Source organism: Amycolatopsis sp. NPDC005232 (assembly GCF_040607795.1).
In the GTDB taxonomy this organism is placed as follows: domain Bacteria; phylum Actinomycetota; class Actinomycetes; order Mycobacteriales; family Pseudonocardiaceae; genus Amycolatopsis.
Genome location: NZ_JBEXHL010000007.1, coordinates 199,065 through 215,602 on the forward strand (window position 1 = coordinate 199,065; position 16,538 = coordinate 215,602).

Here is a 16,538-nt window from a genome sequence, read left to right on the forward strand (position 1 = left end):
CCTCACTGCGACCCGGCCGCGAGCCGGGACGCGCCGGCCAGCTCGGCCAAGTGGTGCAGCGAATTGACGAGGTGGTCAGGGGGGAACGGCGGGAACCGGATACCGCGATCGCGGATGAACTGCGGTACCGCCGACCAGTCGTAGGTGAGCGTGACTTCGGTGCCGGACGGACCGAGCGGCGTGAGGTCGTAACGCCAGGTCCAGCCCCCGAACTCCAGCTCGCCGTCTTCCTTCTCCTGCCCGGTGAACCAGCCGACGACGCGCGGCGGCTCGAGCACGTGAACCTTGTTGACCACCCGGTAGCCGGTGGCGTAGTACATGTCCATCCGGAACAGCTGCCCCACCTCGGTGAGCAGCGCCCGGTCGACGGGTTCCCGGACCCAGCCGGTGCCGTCGATCGCGGCGTGGGTCGCCGGGTCCGTCAGGACCGCGAAAACCGTGCCGGCGGGTACCGCGATGGTCAGGGTGGCACTCACGTTCTTCTCGGCCATGACAGGCACGCTCCTCATCAGTTCGTGTCGGGCTTCCTCCGGTGTGAAGCCCTGCGCACCCACTCGACGAACGCACCGGCGCCGGTTCGACACCGCGGCTGAACATTCCCGCGCGGCCGACTGCTCGGCCGCGGTGGTAGGCGGGCGGCCGGGGTGGAATCATCGGGCGTTGTGAGCATCGAGCCCGACCGGCGTCTGATCGACCCGGAGCGCGTGGCCGCCGCTGTCGCCGGGTTGGGGGACAGGGCGGTCATCGAAGAGTGGGCCGGGCGGTTCGCCGTGGTGGCCGATCCGTCGCGGCTGGCGTTGCTCGTGTCGATCCACTACGCGCGCGAGATCAGCGTCACCGACCTCGCGGCGGCCACGGGCATGACGGACACCGCCGTTTCGCAGGCGCTGCGGCTGCTGCGAGCCCACGGATTCGTGACCGCGCACCGCGACGGGCGCGTGGTGCGGTACCGGCTGGCGGACGCGACCGTGCACGAGCTGATCCACCGCGTGCGCCCCCACGACACGGGTGCCGCGGAAGCGGGTCCGGACCGGTAGGTTTGCGCTCATGATCGGACTGCCGGACACCATCACCGCCTGTCTGTTCGACCTCGACGGCGTGCTGACCGGAACGGCCGTACTCCACCGTGAAGCGTGGAAACGGACGTTCGACGAGTTTCTTCGCGGCCGGGACGGCGACACGTTCCGGGAGTTCACCGACCACGACTACGCGGCCTTCGTCGACGGCCGCCCGCGAGCCGACGGCGTGCGCGAGTTCCTGCGCTCCCGCGACATCCGGCTGCCCGAAGGCTCCCCCGACGACGGCGTGAACGAGCCGACCGTGAACGGCGTCGGCAACCGCAAGAACGAGCTGGTCCTGAAGATCATCGAAGAACGCGGCGTGAACCCCTACCCCGGCTCCGTGCGCTACCTCGAAGAGGCGAAGGCGGCCGGCCTGCGCATCGCCGTGGTGACGTCGTCGGCCAACGGCGCGAAGGTGCTCGACGCCGCGGACCTGACGAAGTTCGTCGAGGCCCGGATCGACGGCCTGGTCATCCGGCGCGACAACCTCAAGGGCAAGCCCGCCCCCGATTCCTTCCTCGCCGGCGCGAAGGCGCTCGGTGTCGAGCCCGCGCACGCGGCCGTGTTCGAGGACGCGCTCTCGGGCGTGCAGGCCGGGAGCGCCGGCCACTTCGGTTACGTGGTGGGCGTGAACCGCGCCGACCAGGCCGACGAACTGAAAGCCCACGGCGCCGACGTCGTGGTCGACGACCTCGCCGAACTCCTGGAGAAGGCATGACCGAAACGCCGTTCGGCTACGAGTGCTCGCCGTGGGAGCTGCGCTGGCGCGGCCTCGACGTCGACGCGCTGCAGCGCACGGAGTCGGCGTTCGCGCTGTCCAACGGCCACATCGGCCTGCGCGGCACGCTCGAGGAAGCCGAGCCGCGCGGGCTGCCCGGCACGTACCTCAACGGCTTCTACGAGCAGCACGAACTGCCCTACGCCGAAGGCGGCTACGGCTACCCCGAGGAGGGGCAGACCGTGGTCAACGTGACCGACGGCAAGATCCTCCGGCTGCTGGTGGAGGACGAGCCGCTCGACATGCGCTACGGCACGGCGCTGGAGCACGACCGCGTGCTCGACTTCCGCAGCGGCACGCTGCGCCGCTCCACCGAGTGGTCCTCCCCCACCGGCCGCCGCGTGCGCGTGAAGACCGAGCGGCTCGTGTCGTTCACGCAGCGCGCGATCGCGGCGATCCGCTACGAGGTGGAGCCGCTCGACGAGGACCTGCAGCTCGTGGTCCAGTCCGACCTGCTGGCCAACGAGCCGATCGAGTCCGACACCCGCGACCCGCGCGTGGCCGCCGCTCTCGACACGCCGCTGATGTCGCAGTTCAACCGGGCGGCGAACTACCAGGGCGTGCTCGTGCACCAGACGCGCAACTCCGGCCTGCGCATGGCCGCCGCGATGGACCACAAGATCGAGGTCGACGACGGCATCCGCACCCGCATCCACAGCGAGGACGACCTCGCGCGGCTCACGGTCGCCGTCGACGTCCCGAAGGGCGGGCGCCTGCGGATCACGAAGTTCCTCGCCTACGGCTGGTCCGCGCAGCGCTCCGTGCCCGCGCTGCGCGCGCAGGTCGAGGCGGCGCTCGCCGGCGCGCGGCAGACGGGGTGGAAGGGGCTGATCAGCGAGCAGCGCCAGTACCTCGACGACTTCTGGGCCACCTCGGACATCGAGATCGACGGCGACCCCGAGCTTCAGCAAGCCGTGCGGTTCGCGCTGTTCCACCTGCTGCAGGCCGGGGCCCGTGGCGAGCAGCGCGCGATCGCCGGCAAGGGCCTGACCGGTCCCGGATACGACGGACACGCGTTCTGGGACACCGAGACCTTCGTGCTGCCCGTGCTCACCTACACGATCCCGGGCGCGGCAAGGGATGCGCTCAGCTGGCGGCACTCCACAATGGACAAGGCCAAAGAACGCGCGAAGCAGCTCGGCCTGAGCGGCGCGGCGTTCCCGTGGCGGTCCATCACCGGCGCCGAGTGCTCGGCGTACTGGCCCGCGGGCACCGCGGCGTTCCACGTGAGTGCCGACATCGCCGACGCCGTGCTGCGCTACATCAACGCGACCGACGACGAGGAGTTCGAAAGCGGCTGTGGCGCCGAGCTCCTGGTGGAAACCGCGCGGCTGTGGGCTTCACTGGGCCACTACGACCGGCACGGGCACTTCCGCATCGACGGCGTGACCGGCCCGGACGAGTACTCGGCGGTGGCGGACAACAACGTCTACACCAACCTGATGGCGCGACGGAACCTCCTCGCCGCGGCGCAGGTGTGCGAGAAGTACCCCGACGACGTGCAGCAGTTCGAAGTGGACATCACGGAGATCGACAGCTGGCGCTCCGCGGCCGAGGCGATGTTCCTGCCCTACAACCAGGAACTCGGCGTGCACCCGCAGTCGGAGGGCTTCCTGGAGCACGACGAGTGGGACTACAAGGGCACCGACCCGGCGTTCTACCCGCTGCTGCTGAACTACCCGTACTTCGACCTGTACCGCAAGCAGGTCGTGAAGCAAGCCGACCTCGTGCTGGCGCTGCACCTGTGCGGCGACTCGTTCAGCCCCGAGGAGAAGGCCCGCGACTTCGCCTACTACGAGGCCCGCACGGTGCGCGACTCGTCGCTCTCGGCCGGCACGCAGGCCGTGATCGCGGCCGAGGTGGGCCACCTGGACCTCGCGTACGACTACCTGGCCGAGGCCGCGCTGACCGACCTGCACGACGTGCACAACAACGTCCGCAACGGCCTGCACATGGCCTCGCTCGCCGGCGCGTGGCAGGGCACCGTCGCGGGCTTCGGCGGCCTGCGCGACCACGGCGGGCAGCTCTCGTTCGCCCCTCGCCTGCCCCGCCAGCTCGGCGGCATCACCTTCCGCCTGGCCTTCCGCGGCACGCGCTTCCAGGTCGCCATCCGCCCGGGCGAGGCAACCTACCACGTCCTCGAGGGCGAGCCCCTGGAACTCGTCCACCACGGCGAGCGATTCACGGTCACCACGGCCCCGGTGACGCTCCCCATCGCGGACGTCGACCCTGGCGATCCGCCGCTCCAGCCCTACGGCCGCGCACCCCAACGCCGGGACGGGTCGAAGCTGCGCCAGTTCGTGTCCCCGGAGGCCTGAGTTTGCTTGCCCCGCGGGCGCTCAGGCTCCGCGGGGCTCTACCACCGGCGCGACCTGCAGCCACCCCGAATCCGCCGGCCGCAAGACAAACCGCTCAGGCGTCCTCAGCGTCTTCGGTGCCCGGTGGCGGCTCCACTTCCTCCGTATGGCTCGGCGTCAGATCCGGCCCCGGAGCCGTGGGCACCTCGGAGCGCACACTGCTGGGGTCGGGCAGCGTCAGGTCGTCTTCGTCGTCCTCGGAGCGGTCGCGCGGGAAGAGCTCACGTGTCATGGGTCCGGGATACCTCGTTTCGGCCTGGTCGCACCAGGGGTGTCACGCGGCCGGACGCGAACCCGTGCTGTCCGGCGTTGTGGCGAGCGCGTCGAGCAGGGTGAGCAGGAGGCCGTCGCGGGTGGACCACGGGCAGATGGCCATGCGGCCGCCCGTGATGGTGAGCAGGGCTTCGGCCACGACGGCGCCGCCGAGGGCCTGCTGGGCGCGCTGGCGCGAAATGCCGGGCAGTTCGGCGCGTTTCGCCGACGGCATGGCGGCCAGGCGCGGGATCCAGACGCGCAGGTCGTCGAGGTGCAGCTCCCGGTCCTTGCCGGGGCGGTCGCCCGCGAGGCGGGCCAGCTGGCGCAGCACCTTCGAGCAGCCGACGACGCGGTGGCCGGCGATGTGCTCCGTCGCGTCGCCCAGGGCGCCGGACACCTCCTCCAGCACGTGCTCACGCAGCGCGCGGACCCTCTTGGACCGCACCGGCGGCTCGGCGGGAAACCAGTCGCGAGTGACCGAGCGGGCACCCAGCGGCAGCGAACGGGCGAACTCGGCCTGCGAACCGCCGCCGGCCGACAGCTCCACCGTGCCGCCGCCGATGTCGAGCACCAGCAGCGGGCCCGCGGACGCGCCGTACCAGCGCCGCGCGCCCACGTAGGTCAGCTCGGCCTCGCGCCGGCCGGAGAGGAACTGCAGCTCCACGCCGGTGTCGCGGCGGACGCGGCGCACCACCTCGGTGGCGTTGGCCGCGTCGCGGATCGAAGACGTCGCCAGCGGGAACACGTCGCGCACGCCGTGTTCCTTCGCCACGGCCACCCCGTCGGCCACCGCCGCGGAGATGGCGGCGATCCCGCGCGGGCTCAGCCGGCAGTCGTTGTCGAGCTCACGGTCGAGGCGCAGCCGAGTCTGGTGGCTCAAGGCCGGCTCCAGCGGCGTACCCCCGGGCTCGAGGACGACAAGGCGGGCGCTGAACGAACCCACGTCCAGCACTCCTGCAGCCGGCCCCGCTACTCTGCGCACAGTCAGGCCTACCTCGCTTTCGCCTTCGCCGTCGTGTTCCCCCGGAAGACCGTTCTTACACCCGAAGTGACCCACCAGCGGCAGATTTACGGTTTTCCACCACAGCCGCGGGCCCGAGGTGCGACTTCTTCACACCTTCCGATTACGACATGATAAACCGAACGCCTGAGCGAACCGGATTCGTCCCGCTCACCGGCGCGTCGGCGCAGGTCAGCCGATGATCTCCCGCAGCTTCGCCACGGCGTCGACCCGGGCCTCGCGACCGGGCTGCAGTGGACTGACCACGAGCGTGGTCACCCCCGCTTCCTTGAGAGGACGCGGGGCCCACGAGCGAGATCGCGCGCAGCAATTCCAGGGGCACGGCGGCCGCGGCTTCCTCCTTCTTGCCGTCCAGGTAGAGGTCCTGGATCTCCTTCGCCTCGGCCTCGAAGCCGTAGCGCTGGGCGAGGGTGTTGTAGAAGTTCTTGCCGCGCGCGCCCATCCCGCCGATGTAGAGCGCCAGGTGCGGCCGGATCTGGTCGAGCAGGTGCTCCACGTCGTCGCCGATCGCGAGCGCCGGGCCTGCGAACACGTCCAGCTCGCCCAGCGCCGGGTCGCGCTTGGCCTTGCCCTCGGCCAGTGCCTCGCCCCACACGTCGTTCGCCTTCTCCGGGTGGAAGAAGATCGGCTCCCAGCCCTCGGCCAGCTCAGCGGTCAACGCGACGTTCTTCGGCCCCAGCGCCGCGAGCAGGATCGGGATCCGCTCGCGCACCGGGTGGTTGATCAGCTTCAGCGGCTTGCCCAGCCCCGTGCCCTGCTCCGGCGGCAGTGGGATCGGGTAGTGCTTGCCCTCGTGCACCACTCGCTCGCGCCGCCACACCTGCCGGCAGATCTCCACGATCTCGCGCGTGCGGGCCAGCGGCGCGTCGTACTTCACGCCGTGGAACCCCTCGATCACCTGCGGGCCCGACGCGCCCAGCCCGAGCGTGAACCGGCCGCCGGACACGAAGTCCAGGCCCGCCGCCGTCATCGCGGTGAGGCTCGGCGTGCGCGTGTAGATCTGGAAGATCCCCGACGCCAGCTGCACCCGCTCGGTCTTCGCCGCGAGATACCCCAGCTGGCTCACCGCGTCGAAGCTGTAGGCCTCCGGGACGAAGGCGATGTCGAGCCCGACCTTCTCCAGCTCGACGATGTCCGCCACGCTGTCGGCGAACCCGCCGGAGTAGTTGATGCCCGTCCCGATCCTCATCGTGCTCCCTCTTTCCCACGGCCCGGCGCACCAGCCTGGCTAAGCGTGCGCTTAGCCTAGCGGGGCACGACCCCGCCCGGCCACCTCCCCGAAGCCGATCCGGCGCAGGAGATACCGGTCTCCGCGACGTCGAGCCTGGACTCTGCGTCCTCCGGCGCGAATCGCCAGGCGGTGGTCGGAGGTCGCGCACGCGACCGATGCGCAACGGCGGACCGCCTGCTCGCGGAAGGCACGCGAGGCACGGCTCTCAGCCGAGGTCGGCGAACTGGTTCGCCGTGATCACCGCGCCGAGCGCTTCGGCGCCAGTGCCGAGTGCGCCCGGGAGGACCTCCGGCGTTCGGTTAGTGACTGGCGAAACGTTGCGCGCCAGCGTCTCCCTGATGCCGGTGAGCAGCGGCTCGCCGGTCTGCGCGAGGGTGCCGCCGACGACGACCAGTTTCGGGTTGAGCACCGTGCAGACGGGGGCCAGCGCGGTGCCGACGGCCCGGCCCGCGTCGCCGAGCAGGCGCCGGACGCCGGGATCTCCCTGGTGCGCCAGGGAGATCAGATCGGCGAAGCTGCAGGTGGGGCCGTGGCTGTGGGCGAGCGTGGTGGCAAGCGCGCGAGCCCCGACGACGGTCTCCAGGCAGCCCCGGCTGCCGCATCGGCAGATGAGCCCGTCCGGTACCACTGTGACGTGCCCGAGCTCACCCGCGGCACCGGCGTCACCCGCGTAGAGCCGGCCTTGCAGGACGAGGCCGGCGCCGACCCCCTCGGACAGCATCACGTAGACGAAGTTGTCCGCGGACGCCGCCGCGCCGAGGCGCCATTCGGCGAGCGCGCCGAGATCGGCGTCGTTGCCGACGTGCACGGGCAGGCCCATGCGCTTCCCGAGCCGGGCCGCGATGTCGACCTCCCCCCAATCGCTCAGCATCGGCGGTGAGCTGAGGGTCTGCGAATGCAGCAGCACCGGAGCCGAGACGGCCACCCCGACTCCCAGCAGCTCCCGATGCGGGATTTCGAGGTCCGCGACAAGGTCGAGCGCCGTGGAGGCCACGTACTCGAGGGTGTCGGCCGGCTGGTGTTCGACGTCGATGTCGTGGGCGTGTTCGGCGCGCACGGCGCCGTCCACGCCGGCGAGCAGGATCCGGACCCCCGCGTGGGCCAGGTGGATGCCGATCAGCGCGCCCAGTGCCGGGTTGACGGCGAGCGCCGCGGCCGGGCGCCCGCCGGCCACGCCCGCGGCGGGGACTCGCTGGGCCAGCTCGACCAGGACACCGTCCGTGATCAGGTCGGCGACGAGGCCGGAGACGGTGGCCGCCGAGAGGCCGGTCATGCGCGCGATCTCGAGACGGGTCGTCGGACGCCCGAATCGTGCCGCGGCGAGCACTGCGCGCCGATTGCGCATTTGTCGCGATTCCACTCCGGTCACGTTAGCAAGGTTAGCCCCATAATTGAAATAACCTCCCCCATTTCTGACGAGGGTTGGCCATTGACTCGCTCTATCTCGGCCTCTTAAGTTGACGACGGCCCCGCGGCCACCGTGCCCGCCCTGACACGAGGAGGTGTCGTGTGCGCAAGACGACGAAACTCAGCACGCTGATTCTCGCGACCGCTGCTTTGTTGTCCTCCGTATCCGCGACCGCATTCGCCGCACCATTCCCCGCCCACAATCCGCCCGGAAATCTGCACGCCGGGCCGTATCCCGACGCGTTCGCCCGCGCCGGCTACTCGAAGAGACAGGTCGACGCCAAGGTGAACACCACTTGGCAACAGCTCTTCCACGGCAGCCCGGGCACCGACGCGAACCGCTACGACGGCCAGACGCTGTACTACCAGCTCGCGCCGGACTTGGCCTATGTCGAGGACATCGGCAACCAGGACGTGCGCACCGAAGGCATGGGTTACGCCATGATGATCGCGGTGCAGCTGGGCCACAAGCAGGAGTTCGACGCGCTGTGGAACTTCGCGAAGACGAAGATGCAGATCCAGAGTGGGCCCGAGCAGTACTACTTCGCCTGGCACACCGACACCACCGGGAAGATCATCGACACCGGCGTGGCGCCCGATGGGGACCAGTGGATGGCCGCGGCGCTCGACTTCGCGTCCGGCCGGTGGGGCGACGGGCGTGGGACTTACGACTACGGGCAGCAGGCGGAGCAGATCCTGCACGCGATGTGGCACGAGTCCGACCACGGCGGCGTCGACATGTTCGACCGCCAGTCCTCCCTGCCGACGTTCTCGCCGCCGTTCGCGGTCGACTACACCGATCCCTCCTACAGCCTCACCGGGTTCTACAAGGTGTTCGCCGCGGCTGACCCGTCGGATCGCGAGTTGTGGGACAAGGCCTACACCGCGGGCGAAAATCTGCTGCAGAAGGCGGCGAACCCGGTGACGGGCCTGGCGCCGGACTACGCCCACTTCGACGGCACGCCGTACCTGCGGCCGACCGAGACGGTCACCGACAATGCCTACGACCACAACTTCCAGGAAGACGCGTGGCGCGCCATCGCCAACGCCAACGTCGACGCTTCCTGGTACGGCGTCAAGCCGTGGGAGACGCAGTACTCCAACACGCTGGAGCGCTTCTTCCAAGGCCAGGGTGTCAGCACTTATGTCAGCCGCTACCACCTCGACGGCACCCCATTGACCGCCGGCCAGAATACCTACGAACCCGCGCACGCCGAGGGGCTCGTGGCGATGAACTCGACCTCCGCGATCTCGGCCACCAATCCGGACAAGAACGGCTTTGTCCGGGATTTCTGGAACACGCCGATCCCGACCGGGCGGGCCCGTTATTACGACGGAATGCTCTACCTGCTCGGCCTGCTCTACGACAGCGGCCAGTTCAGGATCTGGGCACCGCACGGTAACCACAACTGAGCGACAGACCGGGCGAGAAGCAGAAATCAGGGCGGGCGAGGCGAAATCCTCTCCCGCCCTGCTTCCTTTTCACCAGATCAGGGTCGTATCAGCAGTTCTCTCCTCTGAGAGTGCGCTTGGCCCAGCGGGGCACGACCCGCCCGGCCACCGGCACGGATCACCGCTCCGCAGGCCGGCAGCCGACGATCCGCAAGGCGAAAGTGCCGTAGAGTGCGGCCACTTCGGCCGCGGTGTAGTGGCCGTCCGGGTGGAACCAGGCCTTCGCGTTGTTACCCATCTCCAGGATCGCGAACGAGGCGACCCGCGGTTCGGCCACGTCGAACAGGCCTTGCGCGCAGCCGCGGTCGACGATGGCGAGGATCTGCGCGCCGTAGGCGTCACGTTTGTCGATGATGGCCTGGCGCAACGGTGTTTCCAGGTTGCGGATCTCGCTGTTGCAGACCGTGACCTCGGCGGGGTTCTCGAGGAAGTCCAGCACCGTGACCTCCGTGGCGCGACGCAGCTGGTCCGCCAGGTCGGTCACGCCGTCGAGGGCGGCGGCGAGCGCGGCCAGGGCGCGGTCCATCGCCACGTCCATGATCCGGTAGAGGAGATCCTGCTTGGACGTGACGTGGTTGTAGAGGTTCGGCGCCGAGACCGCCAAGACCTGCGCGATGTCCTTCATCGAGGTGCCGCGGTAGCCCCGGCTCGCGAAAAGATCGCGAGCGGCTTCGTGCACGGCCTGCGGCGAGACGGCCGTTGACTTGGTCACAGCTCCAGACTATCGTCCCTTTCCACCCATTAATGAACGTTAATTAACTGTCGATCGGCCGACTCCGGCCGATCGATCTCGCGAACGGCCGACTCCAGCCACAGCCACGCGGCCGCCCTCGCTCCTGGATGCCAACGCAGTCATCGGGTTCGGACGGCGCTGCCCGCCGTCCCCAAAACGACGAGGAGAGGTACATGGCGAGTGAGCTGACGCCGCCGGACCAGTCACGGGGCACATCGAGATCCTCGACCGCGCAGGGTGCTCCCGCGGGGCCGTCGCCCCAAGCTCGTCCACCGATGCGGCGGGTCGCCCTGTCGGTGCTGATCGGCACGACCATCGAGTGGTACGACTTCCAGCTCTACGGGATCGCCGCCGCCCTGGTCATCGCGCCGCTGTACTTCCCCTCCGCGGACCCGCTCGCCGGCTCGTTGCTGGCGTTCTCCACCTTCGCGATCGGGTTCGGCGCCCGGCCGATCGGCGGGATCATCCTCGGCCACTTCGGCGACCGGATCGGCCGGAAGAAGATGCTGGTCCTGTCGCTGACCATGATGGGGTTCGCGACCTTCCTCATGGGCGTGCTGCCGACGTATGCGCAAGTGGGCGTGTGGGCGCCGATCCTCATGGTGCTGTTGCGCCTGGTGCAGGGCTTCGGAGTCGGTGGCGAATGGGGCGGCGCCGTGCTCACGGCCGTGGAATACGCCTCGCCCCGCAAGCGCGGCCTCTACGGCAGCCTCCCCCAGATCGGCGTCCCGGCCGGGCTGGTGCTGTCCACCCTGGTCTTCCTGCTGGTTTCGCAGCTGCCCGAGCAGCAGTTCATGGCGTGGGGCTGGCGGATTCCGTTCCTCATCAGCATCGTGCTGGTGGCCGTGGGGCTCGTAGTGCGGTTGCAGCTGCGCGAGACGCCGGTGTTCGAGAAGGTCCGTGAACGCAACGAGGCGCAGCGCGCGCCGCTGATCACCGCGATCCGCGCGTACCCCAAGCAGATTCTGCTCGCCATCGGATCGATGGTCAGCACCGGCGCTTACTACTACATCGTCAACGCCTACGCCCTGAGCTATGCCGCCTCGGCGAAAACCATCGACCGGGCCTCCATGCTCACCGCCATCATGGTCTCCGGAGTGGTCGCGTGCGCGGCACTGCCGTACTTCGGCTCGATGAGCGAACGGTTCGGCAGGCGCCGCATGATCCTGATCGGCCTCGCCGCGATGGCGGTGTGGATCTACCCGACGATCCTCGCGGTCGCGAGCGGCAACTTCGCCGCCGTGATGGCGGCTTACCTCGTGGGCGCGATCTTCTTCAGCATCAGCTACGGGCCGCAGGCCACGTTCATCGTGGAGATGTTCGACGCCCGGGTCCGGTTCAGCGCCGCGTCGACCAGTTTCCAGATCGGCGTCCTGCTGGGCGGCGCGCTCGCGCCGATCATCGCGGCTTCACTGGTGCGGGCCACCGGCTCGGTCGTCTCGGTGGCTGTCTACGTCTGTCTGGTGTCGTTGGTGTCGCTGGGCTGCGTGCTGGGCGTCAGCCGGGCGGCACTGGCCCGAGGGAGTGCCGACCTCGACTCCGTGTGATCACTTCCATCCCCGATCACCTCGGAGTTTTCGGCTGCGCGGATCTGCCTGCGCGCCTCGGGGGCCGTGCCCACGCGGGTACGGCCCCTTGGGGTGTTCGCGTGCCGCCCCTAGCGGGGCACGACCCGCCCGGCCACCTCCCCGAACCCGATCCGGCTGCCGGCCGGCCCGGGTGCGGTGGAGCTGATCGAGACCTCGTCGCCGTCTTCGAGGAACGTCCGTGTCTCGCCGTCGCCGAGCGCGAACGGTTCGCGCCCGCCCCAGCTCAGCTCCAGCAGCGACCCGCGCTGTTCCTTGGCCGGGCCGGTGACGGTGCCCGACGCGTACAGGTCGCCGGTCCGCAGGCTCGCGCCGTTCACGGTGAGGTGCGCGAGCTGCTGCGGCGCCGTCCAGTACTGCGTGGCGAACGGCGGGCTCGACACGAGGTGGCCGTTGATCCGGATCTCAAGCGCCAGGTCCAGCCCCCACGGCTCGGTGACCCGCAGGTACTCCAGCGGCTCCGGATCCTGCGCCGGCTGCGGCACGCGAGCGTGCTCCAGCGCGGCCAGCGGCACGATCCACGGCGCCACCGACGTGGCGAACGACTTCCCGAGGAACGGCCCCAGCGGCTGCGACTCCCAGCCCTGGATGTCGCGCGCCGACCAGTCGTTGACCAGGCACACGCCGAACACGTGCTTCGCGAAGTCCTCGACCGGCACCGGCGTGCCCAGCGTCGACGGGGTGCCCACCACGAAGCCGACCTCGGCCTCGATGTCGAGCAGCTGCGACGGCCCGAACGACGGCTCGGTCGCGGTGCGCGGCTTGCGCTGCCCCGACGGCCGCACGACCGGCGTTCCCGACACCACGACGGTGCCGGCGCGCCCGTGGTAGCCGATCGGGAGGTGCTTCCAGTTCGGCATCAGCTCGTCGTCGGCGCCGCGGAAGATCCGCCCGGCGTTGATCGCGTGCTGCTCGCTCGAGTAGAAGTCGACGTAGTCCGCGACCTCGAACGGCAGGTGGTTCGTGATCTCCGCGCGCGGCACGAGGTGCGGGCGCACCTGGTCGGCGTAGCGCTCGGCCGTAAGCCACTCCCGCACCTGCTCGCGAACGTCGCGCCACGTCGCGGGCCCGGCCGCCAGCAGCGGGTTGAGCACACCGCTCGTGAGCAGCTGCGCGAACGGCGCCGCCGCTTCCTCGGCCGCCGCCGACAGGTCGAGCACGTGCTCGCCCACCGCCACGCCGACGCGGCGTTCGGGCTCGCCGCCGCGGGAGAACACGCCGTAGGGCAGGTTGTCGAGCCCGAAGTCCGTGTCCTCGGGCAGGTCGGGCCAGGTCACCGCGCGCCCTCCGCCCGCCGGGCGGCGATCCACCCGGTCACGAGCGTGTCCAGTGTGGACAGTGGCAGGTTCCCGTTGCCCAGCACCACGTCGTGGAACTCGCGGATGTCGAAGTCCGCGCCCAGCGCCTCCTCGGCCGCGGCGCGCACTCGCTCGATCTCCAGGCGGCCCACCATGTAGCCGAGCGCCTGGCCCGGGTTCGCGACGTAGCGGTCGATCTCCGCCTCGATCTCGATCCGCGCCATCGGCGTGTTGGCCACGGCGTAGTCCACGGCCTGCTGCCTGGTCCAGCCCAGCGCGTGCAGGCCCGTGTCGACCACGAGACGGGCGGCGCGCATCGAGTCCTGTGTGAGCATGCCCAGGCGCGTGACGTCGTCGGAGTACAGGCCCATCTCCTCGGCCAGCCGCTCGGAGTAGAGGCCCCAGCCCTCGATGTAGGCGTTGAACGGCACGAGCCGCCGCAGCAGCGGCAGGTCCGTGAGCTCCTGCGCGAACGAGAGCTGGAAATGGTGCCCCGGCACGGCTTCGTGGAACGCGATCCCCTCGCTGGTGAACCGCGGCCGCGAGCTCGCCTCGTGGGTGTTGGCGTAGTACGTACCCGGCCGCGAGCCGTCGAGCGACGCGGGCAGGTAGTAGGCGATCGTGCCGCTGGCCGCGTCGGCCTCGGGCACCGGCGCCACCACGCACTTCGCGGCGGGCACGCGTGAGAACCACTGCGGCGCAACGGCTTCCGCCCGCGTGATGGCGGCGCGCGCGCCGGCCAGCAGCTCCTCGCCGTCGCGCCAGCGCAGCTCGGGGTCGCTGCGCAGGTGCTCGAAGATCTCGGCGAGGTCCTCGGTGCCGAACACCCGCCCGCCCAGCTCGCGGTACTCCCCCGCCAGCTTCTCGGCGATCCGCAGGCCCGTGTCGTGCAGGTCCTGCGCCGTGCGGTCGGTGGTGGTCTCGGCGCGGATCAGGCCCTGGTACTTCTCCTGCCCGCCCGGCAGGTGCCCGATGCCCGGCTCCGACTCGGACTTGGCGACCGGCGCCACCTCGTCGGCCAGGAACGCGCGGTAGCGCGCGAACGCCGGACGCACGACCTCGGCCAGCAGCCGGTCGCGCTCCTCGGCGAACCCGGCGACCTCGACCGCCGGCGTGACCCGCAGCGGGTCGGCATCCTCGGCCGCGAGGTAGCGCTCGACGTACCCGATGCCCACGCGCACCAGGAAGTCCGGCGGCGCGAAGCCGTCGGCCGCTGTGGCACGCTGGGCTTCGATCACGGCGTCGAGGTAGTCGCCGATGCCCGCGAGCCGGCGGAGGTAACCCCGGGCCTTCTCCTCGTCCTCCGGCACCAGTGCGGAGAGGTTGGTGATCAGGTACAGCGCGGGCGAGCTGAACCCGTCGCTCACGGCGAACCCGGACAGCCGCGAGTCGAGCGTGTCGACAACGCCGCGAGCCCGGGCGATCACCACGTCGCGCGTCACTGCGTCCGTCGCCGAAAGACCAGCGCGGTCGATGGCCTCCGCGCGGTCGGCGAGGTCGGTGAAGCGGGCGCGGAAGCTCGCGGTCGCGGCGAGGCTCGGGTCGGGCAGCGCGCCGTGGTCGCCGGGCAGGCCGTACATCGTGCGCTCGACCGGCGCGCGTTCGAACTCGAGCTCCAGCAGGTCCTCGGCGAGGCCGTTGACGGTGTCCCCGTGGCCGGCGACCCACTGCGCGACCACGGTGTCGAGCACCGACAGCGGCAGCGCGCCGCCGGAGAGCACCACGTCGTGGAACGCGCGGACGTCGAACTCACTGCCCAGCCGGTTCTCGGCGGCGGCACGGATCCGCTGGATCTCCAGGCGTCCCACCAGGTACGCGAGCGCCTGGCCCGGGTAGCCGATGTAGCGGTCGATCTCCGCCTCGATCTCCAGCTTGCCCATCGGCGTGTTCCCGACGAGGTAGTCGATGGCCTGCTGCCGGCTCCAGCCCAGCGCGTGCAACCCGGTGTCGACCACGAGCCGCCCGGCGCGCATCGACTCCAGCGTGAGCATGCCGAGCAGCGAGACGTCGTCGGAGTACAGGCCCATCTCGTCGGCGAGGCGCTCGGTGTAGAGGCCCCAGCCCTCGACGTAGGCGTTGAAGTCCCCGAGGCGGCGCAGCAGCGGCAGATCGGTGAGCCCGAGCGCGGTGCTGAGCTGGAAGTGGTGACCCGGGATCGCCTCGTGGAACGCCGTGGCCTCGGCGGTGTGCCGGAACCGTTCGGTGGCCTCGTAGGTGTTGGCGAAGTAGGTGCCCGGACGCGAGCCGTCGACGGCCGGCGGCATGAAGTACGCGGGCGGCGCGCCGGGCGCGGAGTCCTCCGGCACGGCCTCGACAGTCCACGGTTGCTCGGGAATCGTGGCGAACCACTTCGGCGACTCGGCCGCCGCGCGCGTGATGGCCGAGCGCGCGGTGTCGAGCAGCTCCTCGGCGCTCGTCCAGCGCAGCTTCGGGTCGGTGCGCAGCCGCTCGAAGATCTCCTGCAGGTCGCGCGTGCCGAACACGCGCTCGCCCAGCGCCTGGTACTGCTCGACCTGGCCCGCGATCACCTCGAGGCCGGTGTCGTGCAGCTCCTGCGGCGAACGGTCGGTGGTGGTGTGCATGCGCGCGAGGCGCGCGTAGATCTCGTCCCCGCCGGGCAGCCACGACACGCCCACGCGGTCGTCGGGCCGGCCGTGGGCGAGCACCTCGGCTTCGAGGAAGTCGCGGTACTCCTTGAACGCCGGGCGCACGACGTCGCGCAGCAGCTCCTCACGCCGGCTCGCGAACCCCTCGTCGGGCGCCGGCTGGCGCAGCAGCGGGTCGCCCGCCGGCTCGGCGAGGTAGCGGTCGACGTGGGCGATCGCGCCCTTCACCAGCCGTTCGACGGGCACCAGCCCGGCCTCGATGCCCTCGCGGTGCCGCAGCGCGACCGCGCGCAGGAAGTCCGGGATGCCGGCCAGCCGGTCGAGGTGCACCGAGGCCTTGTCCCCCGGCAGCACGGGCACCATCGGCAGCGCCGAGAGCAGGCCCGCCGCGGGCCCGACGAACAGGTCGGTCACGGTGAACTCGCCGAAGCGGCTGTCGATGAGGTCGAGCTTGCCCTCGATCGAGTTGATCACCACCTCGCGCGTGACGCGGTCCGTCGCGTCGAGCTCGCCGGCCTCGATCGCCCGCGCGCGCTCCAGCAGACCGGCGAGCCGCTCGCGGTACGCGGCTTCGGCGGCGGCGCTCGGGTCGCCGAGCCCCGGCGCGTCGGGCTTGATGCCCAGGATCGCGGCGGAGAGCGGTTCGAAGCCGAACATCTCGTCGACGAGCTCGTCGGCGAGATCGGTGACGACGGTCATGGGTGCGGACTCCCGGGGTTCGGTGGTGCCGTGTGATTCCGACCCTAATGGAGA

General features: G+C 70.6%; 12 protein-coding genes and 1 pseudogene. 5 read left to right on the forward strand and 8 right to left on the reverse strand.

Features of this window, described 5'->3' with window-relative positions; translation table 11 throughout:
- Positions 1-2 precede the first annotated feature (2 nt).
- The gene (locus tag ABZU76_RS16145; RefSeq protein ID WP_354869738.1) at positions 3-491 is read right to left on the reverse strand and encodes an SRPBCC family protein; all 489 of its coding nucleotides are present in this window, start codon (positions 489-491) and stop codon (positions 3-5) included.
- A 177-nt stretch (positions 492-668) separates the two neighbouring features.
- Here ABZU76_RS16145 and ABZU76_RS16150 point away from each other — a divergent pair, with 177 nt between their 5' ends.
- The 3 genes from ABZU76_RS16150 to ABZU76_RS16160 are packed head-to-tail and all read left to right on the forward strand — an operon-like array spanning position 669 to position 4,157.
- The gene (locus ABZU76_RS16150; RefSeq protein WP_354870059.1) at positions 669-1,037 is read left to right on the forward strand and encodes a metalloregulator ArsR/SmtB family transcription factor; all 369 of its coding nucleotides are present in this window, start codon (positions 669-671) and stop codon (positions 1,035-1,037) included.
- Between the two features lie 10 nt (positions 1,038-1,047).
- Complete coding sequence (locus ABZU76_RS16155; protein WP_354869741.1) at positions 1,048-1,779, forward strand: beta-phosphoglucomutase family hydrolase; 732 nt, start codon at positions 1,048-1,050, stop codon at positions 1,777-1,779.
- A complete protein-coding gene (locus ABZU76_RS16160; RefSeq protein WP_354869744.1) occupies positions 1,776-4,157 on the forward strand; it encodes a glycosyl hydrolase family 65 protein in 2,382 nt (793 codons plus the stop codon). The genes ABZU76_RS16155 and ABZU76_RS16160 overlap by 4 nt, the downstream gene beginning before the upstream one ends.
- A gap of 94 nt (positions 4,158-4,251) precedes the next feature.
- Here ABZU76_RS16160 and ABZU76_RS16165 read toward each other — a convergent pair whose 3' ends face one another.
- From ABZU76_RS16165 to ABZU76_RS16180, 4 genes and pseudogenes are all read right to left on the reverse strand, one after another.
- Positions 4,252-4,428, reverse strand: coding sequence for a hypothetical protein (locus tag ABZU76_RS16165; protein WP_354869747.1), 177 nt, complete (start codon positions 4,426-4,428; stop codon positions 4,252-4,254).
- A gap of 42 nt (positions 4,429-4,470) precedes the next feature.
- The gene (locus ABZU76_RS16170; protein ID WP_354869750.1) at positions 4,471-5,433 is read right to left on the reverse strand and encodes an exopolyphosphatase; all 963 of its coding nucleotides are present in this window, start codon (positions 5,431-5,433) and stop codon (positions 4,471-4,473) included.
- A gap of 210 nt (positions 5,434-5,643) precedes the next feature.
- A pseudogene (locus ABZU76_RS16175) lies at positions 5,644-6,661 on the reverse strand (LLM class F420-dependent oxidoreductase).
- A 247-nt stretch (positions 6,662-6,908) separates the two neighbouring features.
- Complete coding sequence (locus ABZU76_RS16180; RefSeq protein ID WP_354869753.1) at positions 6,909-8,072, reverse strand: ROK family protein; 1,164 nt, start codon at positions 8,070-8,072, stop codon at positions 6,909-6,911.
- 140 nt (positions 8,073-8,212) lie between these two features.
- Between ABZU76_RS16180 and ABZU76_RS16185 the strand changes: the two genes are divergently transcribed.
- Positions 8,213-9,523: a glycosyl hydrolase family 8 gene (locus ABZU76_RS16185; RefSeq protein WP_354869756.1), complete on the forward strand. Its 1,311-nt coding sequence runs from the start codon at positions 8,213-8,215 to the stop codon at positions 9,521-9,523.
- Between the two features lie 157 nt (positions 9,524-9,680).
- On the opposite strand, the gene ABZU76_RS16190 is transcribed toward ABZU76_RS16185, so the two are convergent.
- The gene (locus ABZU76_RS16190) at positions 9,681-10,274 is read right to left on the reverse strand and encodes a TetR/AcrR family transcriptional regulator (RefSeq protein WP_354869759.1); all 594 of its coding nucleotides are present in this window, start codon (positions 10,272-10,274) and stop codon (positions 9,681-9,683) included.
- 296 nt (positions 10,275-10,570) lie between these two features.
- Here ABZU76_RS16190 and ABZU76_RS16195 point away from each other — a divergent pair, with 296 nt between their 5' ends.
- Positions 10,571-11,842 carry an MFS transporter gene (locus ABZU76_RS16195; protein ID WP_354869762.1) on the forward strand — a complete coding sequence of 424 codons (1,272 nt, stop codon included), beginning with the start codon at positions 10,571-10,573 and terminating at the stop codon, positions 11,840-11,842.
- 110 nt (positions 11,843-11,952) lie between these two features.
- Here ABZU76_RS16195 and fahA read toward each other — a convergent pair whose 3' ends face one another.
- A complete protein-coding gene (gene fahA / locus ABZU76_RS16200) occupies positions 11,953-13,158 on the reverse strand; it encodes a fumarylacetoacetase (protein WP_354869765.1) in 1,206 nt (401 codons plus the stop codon).
- The gene (locus ABZU76_RS16205; RefSeq protein WP_354869768.1) at positions 13,155-16,484 is read right to left on the reverse strand and encodes a DUF885 domain-containing protein; all 3,330 of its coding nucleotides are present in this window, start codon (positions 16,482-16,484) and stop codon (positions 13,155-13,157) included. Before ABZU76_RS16205 ends, fahA begins: the two co-directional genes overlap by 4 nt.
- Between the last annotated feature and the right edge of the window lie 54 nt (positions 16,485-16,538).